The 15,965-nt window shown below is 61.0% G+C and carries 11 protein-coding genes; 1 reads left to right on the forward strand and 10 read right to left on the reverse strand.

Features of this window, described 5'->3' with window-relative positions:
• Positions 1-41: 41 nt before the first annotated feature.
• The 10 genes from K7H22_RS05970 to glpD form a co-directional block, all read right to left on the reverse strand.
• On the reverse strand, positions 42-1,382 hold the full coding sequence (locus K7H22_RS05970) for a TolC family protein (RefSeq protein WP_230799820.1): 1,341 nt from the start codon (positions 1,380-1,382) through the stop codon (positions 42-44).
• Positions 1,383-1,466: 84 nt separating this feature from the next.
• Positions 1,467-4,709, reverse strand: a complete 3,243-nt coding sequence (locus K7H22_RS05975) for a hypothetical protein (RefSeq protein WP_230799821.1) — start codon at positions 4,707-4,709, stop codon at positions 1,467-1,469.
• A gap of 177 nt (positions 4,710-4,886) precedes the next feature.
• Complete coding sequence (locus tag K7H22_RS05980) at positions 4,887-5,726, reverse strand: alkaline phosphatase family protein (protein WP_230799822.1); 840 nt, start codon at positions 5,724-5,726, stop codon at positions 4,887-4,889.
• Between the two features lie 131 nt (positions 5,727-5,857).
• On the reverse strand, positions 5,858-7,495 hold the full coding sequence (locus K7H22_RS05985) for an ABC transporter ATP-binding protein (protein WP_230799823.1): 1,638 nt from the start codon (positions 7,493-7,495) through the stop codon (positions 5,858-5,860).
• On the reverse strand, positions 7,488-8,306 hold the full coding sequence (locus tag K7H22_RS05990; RefSeq protein ID WP_230799824.1) for an ABC transporter permease: 819 nt from the start codon (positions 8,304-8,306) through the stop codon (positions 7,488-7,490). Before K7H22_RS05990 ends, K7H22_RS05985 begins: the two co-directional genes overlap by 8 nt.
• Positions 8,303-9,259 (reverse strand): ABC transporter permease, encoded by a 957-nt coding sequence (locus tag K7H22_RS05995; protein WP_230799825.1) that lies wholly within the window; start codon positions 9,257-9,259, stop codon positions 8,303-8,305. Before K7H22_RS05995 ends, K7H22_RS05990 begins: the two co-directional genes overlap by 4 nt.
• 14 nt (positions 9,260-9,273) lie before the next feature.
• Positions 9,274-10,878 carry an ABC transporter substrate-binding protein gene (locus K7H22_RS06000; protein WP_230799826.1) on the reverse strand — a complete coding sequence of 535 codons (1,605 nt, stop codon included), beginning with the start codon at positions 10,876-10,878 and terminating at the stop codon, positions 9,274-9,276.
• A gap of 414 nt (positions 10,879-11,292) precedes the next feature.
• A complete protein-coding gene (locus K7H22_RS20225) occupies positions 11,293-11,607 on the reverse strand; it encodes a CocE/NonD family hydrolase (RefSeq protein WP_419248154.1) in 315 nt (104 codons plus the stop codon).
• Positions 11,608-11,854: 247 nt separating this feature from the next.
• Positions 11,855-13,351 (reverse strand): glycerol kinase GlpK, encoded by a 1,497-nt coding sequence (gene glpK / locus K7H22_RS06010; RefSeq protein WP_230799827.1) that lies wholly within the window; start codon positions 13,349-13,351, stop codon positions 11,855-11,857.
• 56 nt (positions 13,352-13,407) lie between these two features.
• Entirely contained in the window at positions 13,408-14,991 is a 1,584-nt protein-coding gene (gene glpD / locus K7H22_RS06015; RefSeq protein WP_230799828.1) for a glycerol-3-phosphate dehydrogenase, read from the reverse strand.
• A gap of 188 nt (positions 14,992-15,179) precedes the next feature.
• Between glpD and K7H22_RS06020 the strand changes: the two genes are divergently transcribed.
• Positions 15,180-15,953: a DeoR/GlpR family DNA-binding transcription regulator gene (locus K7H22_RS06020; protein ID WP_230799829.1), complete on the forward strand. Its 774-nt coding sequence runs from the start codon at positions 15,180-15,182 to the stop codon at positions 15,951-15,953.
• The last annotated feature ends 12 nt before the right edge of the window (positions 15,954-15,965 follow it).

The following is a 15,965-nucleotide window of genomic DNA, read 5'->3' on the forward strand; positions in this document are numbered from 1 at the left end:
CACCGCACCACCCAGCGCCCGCAGGGTTTGTGCAGGACCGTTCACAGCTTGTCACCATCGGCCAGCAGGCCCAGTGTCGCCGCGATCTGCAACTCGGCCAACGCCGCGCGGTAGCGTAGCGAAGCCACGGATTGCTGTTGTCGGGCGAATTGCTCGTAAAGCCCCACCACATCCATCACCTGCCGCTGGCCAGCGTCATATTGGCTTTGAAACAGGTCCAGATTGGCCTTGGCGCGATTGCTCAGCACCGTTGCTTCGGCGGCCTGACGCATCAGGGCGGTGCGTTCCTGTTCCAGCCGCCTCAGCTGGCGGTTGGATTCCTCACGGGCCTGATCCACCTTGCGGCTTTCACCTTCGGTTGCTGCGGCGATGGCGCGCAGGTCATCGGCAGTCCCGAAGCCCAAGGGGCGCGATGTCCGTATATCAAGCGAGGGATCGGGCGCGCCGCGCCCCAAGGCTGCATTGGCCGTGATCGCAGGTAGAAATCCGGCCCTGTCGATGCGGGCCCGCGCCTCGGCGCGGTTCTTCTCGGCTTCGGCCAGGCGCACCGGCAGGGGAACAGGCAATGTTTCGGGCAGATGCAGCGGCGCGATTGCATCATGATCCGCCAGATCATCAGGGCCAACGCCCATCGCGGACAGCTCGGCCAGTGCGGCGCGGGCCGCTTCGGTTTCCGTCTGCCCCGTGGCGCGGATTTCGGCCAGTTTCTGGTGCAAGACCTGCAAATCGGACCTGTCTGATATACCCCCCGCCACGCGTTCGGACATGACCCATTCAAAATGCGTCATATCGCGCTCTGCCGCTTGCGCCAGCAGCGCCTTGTCCTGCGCCTCGCGGGCGGCTAGATAGAGCGTCAGCGCTGTCAGCACGCGGTCATTGCTGTCCTGCACCAAGGCGACCGCCGCCACCTCGACATCCGCCTTGGCAAAGTCGCGTTCAGCCAGCTTGCGCCCGTTGTCGAAGAGAACCTGCTCCACCACCAGCATCGCCACGACCGAACCTAATGAGCTAAGGCTGACCTGCGGCCCGATACTGGGCAACCAGTTGCGCGACTGTGCCCGCGCCCGCAATCTGGCGCTGCGTAGCTCGGCCTGTGCGGCGCGTGTATCCGCCACAAGCACCGCGCCCGCGACCTTGTCCAGCGCTGTATCCGGCGGCAGCGCGCTGCGCCGCGCCATCAAATCTTGCAACACGACAGAGGTTTCAGCCTCTGTCGCATCCGCATCAAGACCTTCGGCAACAGGCGCAGGATCCGGCATCAGCAACCGCGCGACACCGCCCTGGCCCTGATCCAGACAGGCAGGCAGAAGCAAAAGCGACAGCAGGGCCAGCGCGGGGCGCGGGACTCGTCCGCCTGCGCGCTTTTTCTCTGCCTGCCCCATACCAGCCCCTTGTTGCGGTGCTTTGTGTTGTTGCCGAACCCGCCCGCGTGGAACGGGTCCGTTGCTTCGACGCATCAATCTGCCTCAGATGGTCGTCACAGTCTCGTCAATGATCACGCGCGCATCGCCCAGTTCATAAACCGCATAGCTCCGCCCATCGACCGTTTCGGAACCTGTCCGGTTTGCACCGGTCAGCGTCACGGTATCGTCGCTGCCACCATGGATCGTCAGGCTGTGGTCATCCGGTGACAGGGCCATAATTTGCGCTTCGGTCAGGGTCAGGCTGCGATCCTCGGCATAGTTCAGGTCGATCGCATCAATCTGCATGTCCGCATTGACCACAGGTGACAGATCGACAGCCTGCGTCGCAGGATTATCAAGCGCCAGGAAAGTGCCGCTGTGATTGCCCGCAACATCCGTTGCCATCACGATCAGGTTCGATCCATCCGGCACAGGCATGCCCATGAAACTGCCGCCGGGCTGGAGCGTTCCGAAATCATGCAGCGTATCCCCCCGCGAGAGGATATCGGTCTCGAGTGTCTGCACCTCGGCAATACTGCCATCGCTGCGGATTTCGGTAAAACTGACATCGTCGTCAGTGGCCTTGATTGTGACGCTGAAGGTCGAATCCGGACCTTCCTCGCGCCGCACAACGACAGGGCTGGTCGGATCAATCGTGTCAATCGTGACAGCTTGCGTTGTCCGGTCGACATTGCCCGCAGCGTCGCTGGCATGGACGATTATATCGGCGTCATAGAAACCCGTCCGCACATCCGCACCCGGAATGAACGCGCGCCAGTTGCCTGCGCCATCGACGCTTGCCGTGTAGAAATGGTTGTCGAATTCGACAACGACATCGGAACGATCACTTGCCGCCGGACCGTGTTCGACGCGCCCCCTTACCTCGAAACCCGATTGGGATTCATCAAGGTTGATCATGTTGTCGCCGGTCACCGGCCCCGTGATCGTCAACAGATTGAGCCGTGTGTCCACACGGACCGCATGGCTGATCTCTTCGACGTTGTCTGCACGGTCGGTTGCCACCGCTGTCAGCGTTGTGGGATATTCACCGCTGCGGATATCGGATGCCTCGAAGCGGGCGCTCCAAAGACCGTTGGTCTGAACATTTGCCTCAATCTGGGCGCCATCCAGCGTGACAATGACCCGCGATCCGGGTTCAACCCGACCGGCCACGACCAAACCTTCGGCGGCGTCATCGCCGTTGATGATCCCGTCTGCCGCCAAATCCGTCGAGGTATAGGCGAAATTCTGCACCTCTGTATCATAGCGGACGGTCGTGTCGTCGCTTGTGCTGTTGCGCGCCGCATCGGTCGCGGTTGCCACAACATCAAGATCACCCTGACCCACTGGCAGGTCAACCGCGTTGAACCGCACCTGCCAGTTGCCGGAACCATCGACATCCGCCTGCTTCGAGACTGTGCCGACCTGCACCCAGACATCGTTTGTGGCATCATCGGTGGTGCCAGTCAGCAGCACACCACGGTTGCGCGCAGCCCCGTTGATCAGACCGTTATTGCCAATCCCGCCATCCAGAGTGACATTGACCTCGGTATCGACCGACACCGTCCGCGAGGCCGTATTCTCATTGCCCGCCGCGTCCCGCGCGGTGACCGTGAAAGTCGCGTCATAGTCACCGCGGGCAAAATCGCTGCTTTGGAACGGAACAGCCCATGTGCCATCTGTCGACGTCACCTGTCGCACGATATTGCCGTAGCGCACTTCGACCACCGAATCCTGCTGCGTTGTGCCGCGCAGGGTCATACCATTATCGACGCTGACCGCGTTCAGCACGTTGTTTTCGCCCAAGGGAGCCGGATCAATCTGCAGGAAATGCGAAGTGTCGACACGGAATCCGCCGGATTGCCGCCCGATATTGCCCGCCCAATCTGTGGTGGTCGCCGACAACGTGACATCGTATTCCCCACGACGCAACTCGCCGGGCTGGTAATCCACCTGCCAGGTTCCGTTTTCCAAAACCGGCACGGTTTTGGTGATTGTCTGCACACCGTCCTGATAGACAAGCGTGAGCATGTTGCCGGGTGTCGAGGTTCCCGTGACACTGACCACACGACCGGCTTCGACTGCGTTGACTACACCATTGCTACCGATCAACGACGAGTTGATCATGATCGGATCGGGGATCGTATCTATCCGCAGCTTATCCGTGAATGTTGCCGAATTGTTGTAACCGTCCGTCGCCGTCACGGTGACATCGCGCGTATCATCGCCGCCAGGCACTTCGGTCGGCGCGTAACCGACCGACCAAAGTCCGTTCCCGTCCGCAACGTCGGTTTTGATCACGCCGTCAACAACCACTTCGATCCGCGCGCCAGCCTCGCTGGTGCCTGCGATCCTAATACCGTCCTTGTGGTCGTCACCATTCACGACATGTCCGACCGACTCGGTCCCTTCGATGAATGTCAGAACAGGCGGTGTGGTGTCGATGGTCACGGGAGGGCCGCTCAGATCAATCGTGCTGCCATCGGGCTGCGCGACAACAACCACGACAGGATACGTGCCATCCTCGGGGAAGTTATCCCCTGCGAACACGACTTCCCAATTGCCGTCCTCATCCGGCGTAACCTGCAGGGTGACGTCACCGATGGTCACCTCGACCCCTGCATCCGGATCAGCCGTACCGGTGATCTTGATCGAGGGGGTATCGCCCCCACCGACCACGATAGGGTCTTTCTCGTTGACGGTTGGCAGACGCACCCCGTTGCCATTTCCGCCAGGGGTTGGCGCGCCGCCTCTGGGAGTTCCATCTTCGCCACCGCCGCCACCGACGCCAGCGGCCAGAGCTGAACCGGCCGCCAGTGCGGCGATGCCACCGGCAGCGCCAAGCCCCCCGCCACCCAGCAACAGACCGGCGCCAAGCATGCTGACCGTATCATTGTCGGTCTCGGCCAGCGGGGTTGTAATTTCGTCGCTACCCAGAAAGATCAGGTCTTCATGCGGGCTCCATTTGCCCCACGCCTCGGTCGGACCATACTGGGCATAAAGGACACCTTCGCTGCCTTCGACCAGCGTTACCTCGCTCAGGTAACCGTCCGCGCTGATGAACAGCCGCGCAACCTGTGCACCGCCTTCATAGTAGCCTTTAAGGGTGATGACCCTCCCGTCCGCCAGCGTGATCTGCAAATCGGAATCGACCTTGGTATAGCCGGTCAGTTCGAATTGCCTGATATTGAGAGAGATCTCTTCGCCAGCGGCGACCTCGATCACGGATGCGGCAGCGCCACCTTCGACCACGCCACGCCTGGTTACGCCCATAACGGGACGCACGACAAAATCCATTGCCTTCATGATAACACCGCTCTACTCGTTAATCGCCGATTTATTCAGCGCTTTTATAATTGCCGTCCAAACTAGCCTGATTTTCATCCACTGACTAGAGTCTTTTTGCGATCCCACCACAATATAGCCACAAAACAGCCACATATAGCGTTGCCTTCAGGCGTTTTTCAGCCTGCAAAACCCGCGTCAGCCGGCCAGAAACGAAGAGCCTTTCATCGTATCCGGTATCGGCGCGCCCAAGCGTGACAGGATGGTCGGGGCCAGTTGCAACTGGTCCAGCACCGTGTCCGGATCGGGCCCGCGCGCTGAGCCGAAATAATACAGGGCCACCTCGCGTTGCAGATCGCTGTTGCCACCGTGATGACCGCGCGCATCCTGCCCGTGATCGGCAGTGACGATCACCTCGTATCCCATTGCCAGCCATTTGGGGATGAAGGGGGCCAACATCTCGTCCATGACGGCGCAGGCATGGTCCATTTCCTGACAATCGTGGAAAAAGCGGTGTCCCATGCTGTCCAGCGTGCAGGTATGCAGGATGCCGTAGTCCAGCCCGTGTCGTGCCGACAACATGGTCAGTGTTGCGAACAGATCCACATCCGACGGGGTCATCTGGTTGATCAGCCCGTAGCCTGTCATCGTGTGGAAGCGCCCGTGATTGATCGTGTCGCTATCGGGCTCGTCATATTCGATGTCGCGGACATAATCGAAAGGCGCGCGGTTGAAAAACTCGGACCAGAATGAATGAGTCACAGCGCCCGTGATCCCACCCGCTTTGCGGACTGCAGTGAACACGTCGGGATGCGATAGCCGGAAGACATTGCCATTGCCCGTGCAGCCATGTTCCTGCGGCGTCACGCCTGTGTGGATCGAGGCATAGCAACTGGCCGAGATCGAGGGCAGTACCGAGCGCATCACCCATGTCTGCGCCTGTCCGCTTTCGACCCAGCCTTCCAGATTGCCGAACAAACGCCGCCAGTTCCGAAGGGGCACACCGTCAAGAATGATCAGAAGAAGCTTGCTCTGCATGATTTTCTTTCCTGCAACCGCCCTGTCCGGCGGCAAGGGGTGGAGCCTCCGGCGGGGATATTTCAGGCAAGAAGAAGCAGCGGGCCGTGGTTTCTTCTTGCCGGAAATATCCCTGCACAGCAGGCGGATATCTAGTGTCCGGCGCTTTCCATCTTGCGATGGGCGATGACCTCTTCCAGCCAGCCCAGCCGCATCTCGGGTACCGAGGACAAAAGCAGATCGGTGTAATCGTCGAAGGGCGGGGCCAGAACCTCGCTCTTGGGACCGTAGCGCACGACCTTGCCCTGATACATCACGGCGATACTGTCCGCGATAGCGCGCACCGTGGCCAGATCATGCGTGATAAAAAGATAGGCCACATCCTCGCGTTTCTGCAAGGCCAGCAACAGCTTGAGGATGCCATCGGCGACCAGCGGGTCCAGCGCGGATGTCACCTCGTCACAGATGATCAGGCGCGGCTTTGCGGCCAATGCGCGGGCGATGCAGACGCGCTGTTTCTGCCCGCCCGACAGTTCGGCCGGATAGCGGTCGATAAAGCCGTTGCCCATTTCGATCGCGTCCAGCAATTCGGCGATACGGTCGCGCTTGGCTTTGCCTTTCAGGCCGAAATAGAACTCCAGCGGACGACCGATGATGGTGCCCACGGTCTGGCGCGGATTCATCGCCACATCCGCCATCTGGTAGATCATCTGCACCTCGCGCAGATCCTCTGGGGAACGCCCTGCAAGGGCGGTCGAGAGAGACCTGTCTGCAAAGGTGATTTGCCCTTCGGATGGTGGTAATAGTCCCGTGATGACACGTGCCAGCGTGGATTTCCCAGATCCGCTTTCACCGACCACGGCCAATGTCTGGCCGGTATGCACCTCGACATTCACATCATGCAAGACGTCGAAATTGGTGCCGCGGTAGCGCGCCGTGATATGTTCGACCCGCAGCACCGGATCGTCCGAGGGCGCTTTTTCCGTATGCTCGATAGACCGGACCGAGACCAGCGCGCGGGTATACTCCTCGCGCGGGGTGTTGATGATGTGGTCGGTCGAGCCATGCTCGACCATCTGGCCGCCTTTCAGCACCATGATCTCGTCGCTGACCTGCGCGACCACGGCCAGATCATGCGTGATGTAAAGTGCGGCCACCCCTGTTTCGCGGATCGCATCCTTGATCGCGGCCAGCACGTCGATCTGGGTTGTGACATCCAGCGCGGTTGTCGGCTCGTCGAAGATCACCAGATCGGGATGCGGGCACAGTGCCAGCGCGGTCATCGCGCGCTGCAACTGCCCGCCCGACACCTGATGCGGGTAGCGGTTGCCGAAGTTATCGGGATCGGGCAGGCCCAGCGTGGCGAAGAGCCTGCGCGCGCGCGCCTCGGCCTCGGATTTGCTGGCGCGGTCATGTTCCAGCGTCGCCTCGATTACCTGTTCCATGATCCGCTTGGCAGGATTGAAGGCGGCAGCTGCCGATTGCGCGACATATGTGACCTCTGCCCCGCGAAGCTTGCGCATCTCGCGCGTGCCCAGCTTGAGGATATCGCGCCCGTTCACGGTGACAGTGCCGCCGGTGATGCGGACCCCGCCACGCCCGTAAGCCATTGCCGACAGGCCGATCGTAGATTTGCCCGCACCGCTTTCCCCGATCAGCCCCATCACGCGCCCCTTGTCCAGCGCGAAACTGACGCCTTCGACAATGGTGATGTCTTGCGGAGGCTCGCCCGGAGGATAGGCCGTGGCCTCGATCTTCAGATTGCGTATCGTCAGCAGAGGATCAGCCACCGCGCCCTCCTTTCAGGCTTGTGGTGCGGTTCAAGACCCAATCCGCCACCAGATTGACCGAAATCGCCAGCGTCGCGATAGCAAAGGCTGGCACAAGTGCTGCGGCAATACCGTAAACGATGCCTTCCTTGTTTTCCTTCACGATCCCGCCCCAATCGGCATTGGGCGGTTGCACACCCAGCCCGAGGAACGACAGGGTCGAGACGAACAGCACCATAAAGATGAAACGCAGCCCCATTTCCGCCACCAGCGGCGACAACGCATTGGGCAGGATCTCGCGGAAGATGATCCAGCTCCGGCCCTCGCCACGCAGGCGGGCGGCCTCGACAAAATCCATCACATTGATATCGACCGCCACCGCGCGGGCCAGACGGTAGACGCGGGTGGAATCCAGCAGGCCCATTACCATGATCAGCACAGGGATCGTGACCGGCATCACCGACAGCACCACCAGCGCGAAGATCAGCGAGGGGATCGCCATGACAAGATCGACAAACCGCGACAGCGCCTGATCAATCCAGCCCCCGATCACCGCCGCAAGAAAGCCCAGCACGGCGCCTGTGGTGAAAGACAACAACGTGGCCATCGTGGCGATAAAGATCGTTGTGCGCCCACCATAGATCATGCGGGTCAGAAGGTCGCGCCCGATACTGTCTGTGCCCAGAAGATGGGTGCGCGACATCGGTTCCCACACATCGCCGACAATCTCGGACATGCCATAGGGGGTGATGAAGGGCGCAAAGATCGCCGCCAGAAAATAGGCCCCCGTGAACACAAGCCCGACCAGCGCGGAAAGCGGGATACGGCTCATTTCGGATGCCTCAGCCTTGGGTTGGACAGGATCGCTACGATATCGGCCACCATGTTCAACCCGATATAGACAGCGGCGAAGACCAGCCCGCAGGCCTGCACAACCGGCACATCCCGCTTGCTGACATGATCGACCAGAAATTGCCCCATGCCGGGATAGACAAAGACGACCTCGACCACGACAACGCCTACCACCAGATAGGCAAGGTTCAGCATCACCACATTGACGATGGGCGAGATGGCATTGGGAAAGGCATGGCGGAAGATCACGTTGAACCCCGACAGTCCTTTGAGTTCGGCAGTCTCGATATAGGCCGATTGCATCACGTTCAGGATCGCAGCACGGGTCATCCGCATCATATGGGCCAGCACGACCAGCACCAGAACCGCCACCGGCAGGGCGATGGCACTCAGCTTGTCGCCAAGGCTCATGCTGTCATTGATCATCGCCACGGACGAGAACCAGCCCAGTTTGACAGCCACGAAATAGACCAGCAGATAACCGATCAGGAATTCGGGGATCGAGATCGAGGCCAGCGTGACCCCTGAAATCAGCTTGTCGGGCCAGCGATTACGATAGCGCACGGCCAGCAGGCCCAGAAAAATCGCCAAAGGCACGGCAATGACCGCCGCCCAGAAAGCCAGAAAAAGCGTATTGCCCAAGCGCCGCCCCAGCGCGTCCGCAATATCCTGACCATTGGTCAGGGCCACGCCAAGATCGCCCTGCATCGCGCCGAAAAGCCAGTTGAAATAGCGGGTAACGGGCGGCTCGTTCAGGCCTAGTTCAGCGCGCAGGTTCGCCAGTGCTTCAGGCGTCGCGGATTGGCCCAGAATGGATTGCGCCACATCGCCCGGCAGGATCATCGTGCCTGCGAAGATCAGCACCGAGGCCGCAAAAAGCAGAAGGAGGCCCAGCGCAATGCGCTGGGACACCAGTATCAGGATCGGGTGCATTCAGCAGGCCCCCGTCAGGCCGTGAGCCAGCACCGGTGTGACGCCGTGCCGGACATCAGTTCGCCAGTCGGGTCAGCGACCCAGCCTTGCACCTTGTCGCTGACGCCTTCGACGAAATCGTTGAACATCGGGCAGATCAGGCCACCCTCGTCACGGATCATCGTGCCCATCTGGCTGTAAAGCGCCTTGCGCTTTTCCTCATCCAGTTCGCCACGTGCCTGCAACAGTAGCGCATCGAAATCGTCACGCTTGAAGCGGGTGTCGTTCCAGTCCGCCGTGGACAGGTAAGCTGTTGAATACATCTGGTCCTGCACCGGACGTCCGCCCCAATAGGATGCGCTGAAGGGCTGCACGTTCCAGACCTCGGACCAGTAACCGTCACCCGGTTCGCGCTTCAGTTCCAGCGGGATACCGGCTGCCTTGGCGGTCTGCTCGAACAACTGTGCCGCCTCGACCGCACCCGGGAAGGCGACATCCGAGACACGCAGGATGATCGGGCTGCCGTCGTGGCCCGATTTGGCGTAATGTTCGGCGGCTTTCTCGGGATCATAGGCGCGCTGCTCGATGCTTTCGTCAAACAGCGGATAAGCGGCGTTGACCGGCATGTCGTTGCCGACCGAGCCATAGCCGCGCAGGATCTTGTCCACCATATCCTCGCGGTCGATCGCATATTTCAGCGCCAGCCGCAGATCGTTGTTCAGGAACGGTTCGGTATCGCAATGCATGATGAAGACGTAGTGGCCGGGACCAGCCACGCTTTTGACCGACAGGCCAGGCGCACGGTCCAGCAGCGCCGCAACCTTGGGATCGACGCGGTTGACGATATGCACCTGCCCCGATTGCAGCGCGCCCATCCGCGCGGTGGTGTCGTTGATCGCAAGGATTTCGACCTCGTCCACATGGGCAAGGTTGCTGTCCCAGTAATTCGGGTTGCGCTTGAACAGGTGGCGCACGCCGGGCTCGTCCGCCTCGACCATGTAGGGGCCGGTGCCGATGCCTGCCGCCGGATTGTCGAAACCGCCATCCGGCTGAATCATCAGGTGATAGTCGCCCAGCAGGAACGGCAGGTCGGCATTGGCTGTATCCAGACCCACAATAAACATATCGCCCTCGACCTTCATCGAGGTGATGCCGCGCATGATACCCAAGGCACCCGACTTGCTGTCCTCGTTCGAGTGACGCTCCATCGTGCGCATCACATCCTCGGCGGTCAGCGGCTTGCCATTGTGGAATTCCACACCGGAACGGATTTTGAACATCCAAGTCTTGGCATCTGCCGACGCCTCGACCGATTCCGCCAGACGCATTTCCAGACCGCCGGTTTCATCCACGTTTACCAGTGTCTCGCCGAACTGGTTCAGCACGTTATAGGGCACCGGGCTTGCCGCGAGTGCCGGATCAAGCGAGTTGGTGCTTTCGCCGCCCGACACACCCATCCGCATTGTGCCCCCCTTGACGGGGCCCGCAGCATGCACGGCTTGTGCATAGAATGTGCCTGCCATCGCGGCGCTGACACCCAAGGCGCCCATGCGACCGATGAATTCACGCCGTGAAATGCGGCCCATACCGGCACGCACCTTCAAGTAATCTAGTTGGTTCTGGTCGATCTTTCCGGCCATCGTCATCTCCCTGTTGTCATTTGTTCGCTTTGCGCGATTCTGATTCAAGTCTACCAACCTTCTGTCAGGATGCCCTGCCAAGGATGTCTCATGGTCCTGCCGAGCGGCCTTACAGGGGGCCTGGCAGGGGACCGTGACCGTCACGGGTTGTTGACTGCTGAGTCAACTTTTGCCTATCGCGCCCCAGTGTTCAACCAAAAAAGCTCCTGACTGCGACAAGCCTGTGACAAATGCGACGTCCAGCGAAAAGAAACCCGCCAGCAGGCTACAAAAAAATCCCGCCGATCCTGTCTTCCTGTTCGCGCGCAGAGATCAGCCGCACCGCAGCGCCCTCGCTCTCTGATGCCTCGGGTCTGGCCCGCTGATGGAAATGTGCGGCATCCGCCGACATTTCGGCACATGTTTCGGTGCCGGTCACGATCCCGTCGCGCTCCACTTCCGTCGTCCAGTAGGTGCGTCGACGGGCCGATAGCAGATCATCCGGATGATCCGCATACCGTATCGCAGGGCGCACCCCCTCCTCAGATACTGGCGATAGGCTGGATCATTCTCGGCCCCGTTGGGGACCGCATTGAGCCAGCGACCCCACCAGCGCCGCGCGGCCGGCCCGAGGATCACCTCGACCGCATCCGATAATTCCTGTGCGCTGCATTCATCCCACATCAGCCCATCGCTATCGCCATTGCCGCGCAGATCCATGCGGATACAGGCATAGCCCCGCGCCGCCATTCACGGTTACGTCAGCGCATCCCGCACCGCCGTGCCGTCGCGCTTGCGATAGAGCAGAAATTCAAGGATCGCGCGCACAAGTAAAGGGCGCATCATCCGGCATCCAGACACGGGCGGAAAACCGGCACCCGTCAGACAGGATGATCCGCATATCAGGGGTCTCGACCAGAGGGCGCGAGGGATGTTCCATCGCCGCAACATCGGGCGGCGGGCGAACTGCTAACACGCGACAAGAAGCAGCGGCGGATCAGCCCGTCATGGCTAGAGTCGCGGCCACAGCCTTGCACCATATGTCATAGCGCGCCTCGCGGTCAGGGGCTGGCATCACAGGACTAAACCGCCGCTCCAACGCCCATGTCGCGGCAAATCCGGCCTGATCGGGATAAAGGCCAGCCCGCATCCCCGCCAGCCATGCCGCACCCAGCGCCGTGGTTTCCACACCTTCGGGCCGGTCCACCGGTGCGCCCAGAATGTCTGCCAGAAATTGCATCGTCCAGTCCGAGGCCGCCATACCGCCATCGACGCGCAGCACGGCGCGGGCACTGTCATAACGCGGCCAGTCGGCCTGCATTGCCTGCCACAGATCGCGCGTCTGGAACCCCACGCTTTCCAGTGCCGCACGCGCCATCTCGGCAGGGCCGGTATTGCGCGTCAGCCCGTAGACTGCCCCGCGGCATTCGGGATTCCACCAAGGCGCGCCAAGCCCTGTGAAGGCTGGCACCAACGTGACCCGTTGTGCGGGATCGGCTGCTTCGGCCAGCGGCTGGGTATCCCGCGCCGCGCGGATGATCTTCAACCCATCGCGCAACCACTGGACGACAGCGCCAGCGATGAAAATCGACCCTTCCAGCGCATAGCTGGGCCGCCCGTCGAACTGGTAGGCAATCGTGGTCAGCAACCGGTTGGACGAGACAACCGGCACGTCGCCGGTATTGAGCAAGGCAAAACAGCCGGTGCCATAGGTGGATTTCATCATGCCGGGTTCGAAACAGGCCTGCCCGATACCGGCGGCTTGCTGATCACCGGCCACGCCAAGGATCGGGACGGGTTGACCCAGCAGATCTGGCGTGGTCATGCCGAAATCGGCGGCGCAATCGCGCACTTCGGGCAGCATCTGCATCGGAATACCCAATATATCGCAGATCTCGGCACTCCAGCAGCCGCGCCGGATATCATAAAGAAGGGTGCGCGCTGCATTGGTGGCATCGGTCGCGTGCACCTTGCCGCCGGTCAGGTTCCAAATCAGCCAGCTATCCACCGTTCCGAAGGCCAGTTCGCCCCTGACAGCGCGCGCCCGCGCGCCTTCGACATGATCAAGCAGCCATTTCAGTTTGGTGCCCGAGAAATAAGGATCCAGCAAAAGCCCCGTCTGCGCCGCGATCAGCGGTTCGACGCCCTGCGCGCGCAACTCGGCGCACAGATCGGCCGTGCGGCGGTCTTGCCAGACAATCGCGCGGTGGATCGGCTGACCGGTTTTGCGGTCCCAGACCAGCGTCGTCTCGCGCTGGTTGGTCAGCCCGATGGCGGCGATATCGCTTGCCTGCAAACCTGCCTTTTGCATCACCTCGCGCGCAGTGGCTGCCGTGCTTTCCCAAAGATCGGTCGCATCATGCTCGACCCAGCCCGAGGCGGGAAAATGCTGCGTGAATTCCTGCCGTGCGGTCGCAACGGGTCGCATGGAGGCGTTGAAAAGGATCGCCCGGGACGAGGTTGTACCCTGATCGAGCGCCAGAATATGTTTCATCGAGACCTCCCCTTCCCGTTGCCTTGCCGATCAGACCGGCGCAGCCCTGCTTGCCACTATCGCAGCGGCGACACCATCCAGTCCTGCAGCGCCTTCACCTGATCCGGTGTAAATCGTAAGCCCAGCTTGCTGCGCCGCCACAGGATATCTTGCGCGTCGCGGGCAAATTCATGCTGCATCAGCCAGCGCACCTCGGCCCCAGTCAGACCGGCACCGAAATCCGGCCCCAGATCGGCCTTGCTGCTTGCCCCGTCAAGGATCAGTTCAGCATCTGTTCCATAGGCGCGCACAAGGCGGCGGGCCTGCGCTGCGTCCAGAAAGGCAAAGCGCTTGCAAAGATCGGCAATCATGGTCTCAACACCGTCTACCGGAAAATCGCCCCCCGGCAATGGCACGCCATCAGTCCATTTCGGTTGATCCACAGACAGTTGCACCGCGATCTGCGCCAACGCCGCCTCGGCCAGACGGCGATAGGTGGTGATCTTGCCGCCAAAGACATTCAGCATCGGCGCGCCCTGTCCTGTATCCAGCTTGAGCACATAATCCCGCGTTGCCGCGGTGGCCGAACTGGCCCCGTCATCGTAAAGCGGACGCACGCCCGAATAGGTCCATACGATATCATCCTGCGTCAGTTGCCGCTTGAAATAGGCATTGGCCAAGCCCAGCAGATAATCCGCCTCCGCAGGTGAGCAGACGGGCTTTTCCCCTGCATCGGGATGGTCGGCATCGGTCGTGCCGATCAGGGTGAAATCCCCCTCGTAGGGAATGGCGAAAATGATACGCCCGTCAGTGCCCTGCAGGAAATAGCATTTGTCGTGGTCAAACAGGCGCGGCACCACGATATGGCTGCCGCGCACCAGCCGGACATTGGCCGGACTGTTCAGACCCGCGACACCCTGGATCACGTCACGCACCCAGGGCCCCGCCGCGTTGACCAGCATCCTCGCCTGCACCACGCGCGTTGCACCTGTTATGCTGTCGGTCAGCGTCACCTGCCACAAAGCACCATCGCGCTGCGCCGCGCTGACCTTGGTGTGGGTCAGGATCGTCGCCCCGCGCGCGGCGGCATCGCGGGCATTCAGTGCCACAAGGCGGCTGTCCTCGACCCAGACATCGGAATACTCGAACGCTTTTTCGAACCTGTCCTGCAACGGCTTTCCTGCAGCATCGGCCCGCAAGTCCAGCGTGCGCGTGGCGGGCAGAACCTGCCGCCCCCCCATGGTGTCATAAAGAAAAAGGCCAAGCCGGATCAACCAGGCTGGGCGCCGTCCACGCATCCACGGCATCAACACCCCCAACAAACGCGAGGTCGGCGTTTCTCCTTCAAAGCGCATATCAGGATGATAGGGCAGCACGAACCGCATGGGCCAACTGATATGCGGCATCGCACGCAGGAGCACTTCACGCTCTTGCAGAGCTTCGCGCACAAGGCGAAACTCGAAATATTCCAGATAACGCAACCCGCCATGGAACAGCTTGGTCGAGGCTGACGATGTGGCCTGCGCCAGATCGCCCATCTCGGCCAACGTCACACGCAGACCCCTCCCCGCCGCATCGCGCGCGATACCGCAGCCGTTGATCCCGCCGCCGATGATCAGCAAGTCAACGGGGTCGGCGGCTGGGGGCACAAGATCGGTCACGGCAATGGCCTGATTGAAGGGGGCGGAAAGAGTGTCCTGACGCTCATCTCTATCCCACCAGCTCGTCGGGTCAAGTCGTTTGCTTTCGTTTATGTTCGTTATCACCCATGAAACGAAACAAACCCGTGAAAGCCCGCTTGCGCGGCTCCGGTTTTTCAAAAATAGTCGGTCCGACAAGGAGAGCCGCGTTGAGCCAGACATTTCGCCACCCCGATATCCTTGAAATCGCACGCACCGAAGGCAAGGTCACTGTCGACGGGCTGGCTGAACGGTTTGGCGTGACTGTGCAGACTATCCGCCGCGACCTGACCGAGTTGGCCGAGGCGGGAAAACTGGAACGCGTCCATGGCGGCGCGATCCTGCCTTCCGGCGTCACCAATATCGGCTATGATGAACGCCGCCGCCTGAATGCCGCCGCCAAGGCAGTTATCGCGCGGGTCTGCGCGCAGGACATTCCCGAAGGCGCGTCGGTTTTCCTGAACATCGGCACCACGACCGAAGCGGTGGCGCGTGAATTGCTGCATCACCGCAACCTGATGGTCGTGACCAACAATATGAATGTGGCCAATATTCTTGTCGCCAATCCCGAGGCCGAGATTATTCTGGCAGGCGGCATTCTGCGGCGCACCGATGGCGGGTTGGTCGGCCCCCTGACCGCTGGCGTGATAGAACAGTTCAAGGTGGATATCGCCGTGATCGGCTGTTCGGCGATGGATATTGACGGCGATCTTCTGGATTTCGATGCGCAGGAAGTCAGCGTCAGCCAGTCAATCATCCGGCAGGCGAGGCGCACATGTCTGGTGGCAGACCATTCCAAAATGCACCGCGCGGCGCCTGCGCGCATCGGATCGCTACGCCAGATAGATCAGGTCTATACAGATCAGGAATTTCCGCCCGCTCTGACACGCCATTGCGCCGATTGGGACACGCGGATTACGCTCTGCGGACAGGTGCAGCCATGATATGCACAATAA

Origin of the sequence: Seohaeicola saemankumensis (assembly GCF_021021435.1) — a bacterium.
In the GTDB taxonomy this organism is placed as follows: Bacteria; Pseudomonadota; Alphaproteobacteria; order Rhodobacterales; family Rhodobacteraceae; genus Seohaeicola.

What these genes read in the sequence shown, in the direction of transcription:
- K7H22_RS05970 (WP_230799820.1), bottom strand. Translation starts at nt 1,382, where the DNA reads ATGGGGCAGGCAGAGAAAAAGCGCGCAGGCGGACGAGTCCCGCGCCCC.
- K7H22_RS05975 (WP_230799821.1), bottom strand. Translation starts at nt 4,709, where the DNA reads ATGAAGGCAATGGATTTTGTCGTGCGTCCCGTTATGGGCGTAACCAGG.
- K7H22_RS05980 (WP_230799822.1), bottom strand. Translation starts at nt 5,726, where the DNA reads ATGCAGAGCAAGCTTCTTCTGATCATTCTTGACGGTGTGCCCCTTCGG.
- K7H22_RS05990 (WP_230799824.1), bottom strand. Translation starts at nt 8,306, where the DNA reads ATGAGCCGTATCCCGCTTTCCGCGCTGGTCGGGCTTGTGTTCACGGGG.
- K7H22_RS05995 (WP_230799825.1), bottom strand. Translation starts at nt 9,259, where the DNA reads ATGCACCCGATCCTGATACTGGTGTCCCAGCGCATTGCGCTGGGCCTC.
- K7H22_RS06000 (WP_230799826.1), bottom strand. Translation starts at nt 10,878, where the DNA reads ATGGCCGGAAAGATCGACCAGAACCAACTAGATTACTTGAAGGTGCGT.
- K7H22_RS20225 (WP_419248154.1), bottom strand. Translation starts at nt 11,607, where the DNA reads ATGGCGGCGCGGGGCTATGCCTGTATCCGCATGGATCTGCGCGGCAAT.
- glpK (WP_230799827.1), bottom strand. Translation starts at nt 13,351, where the DNA reads ATGAAACATATTCTGGCGCTCGATCAGGGTACAACCTCGTCCCGGGCG.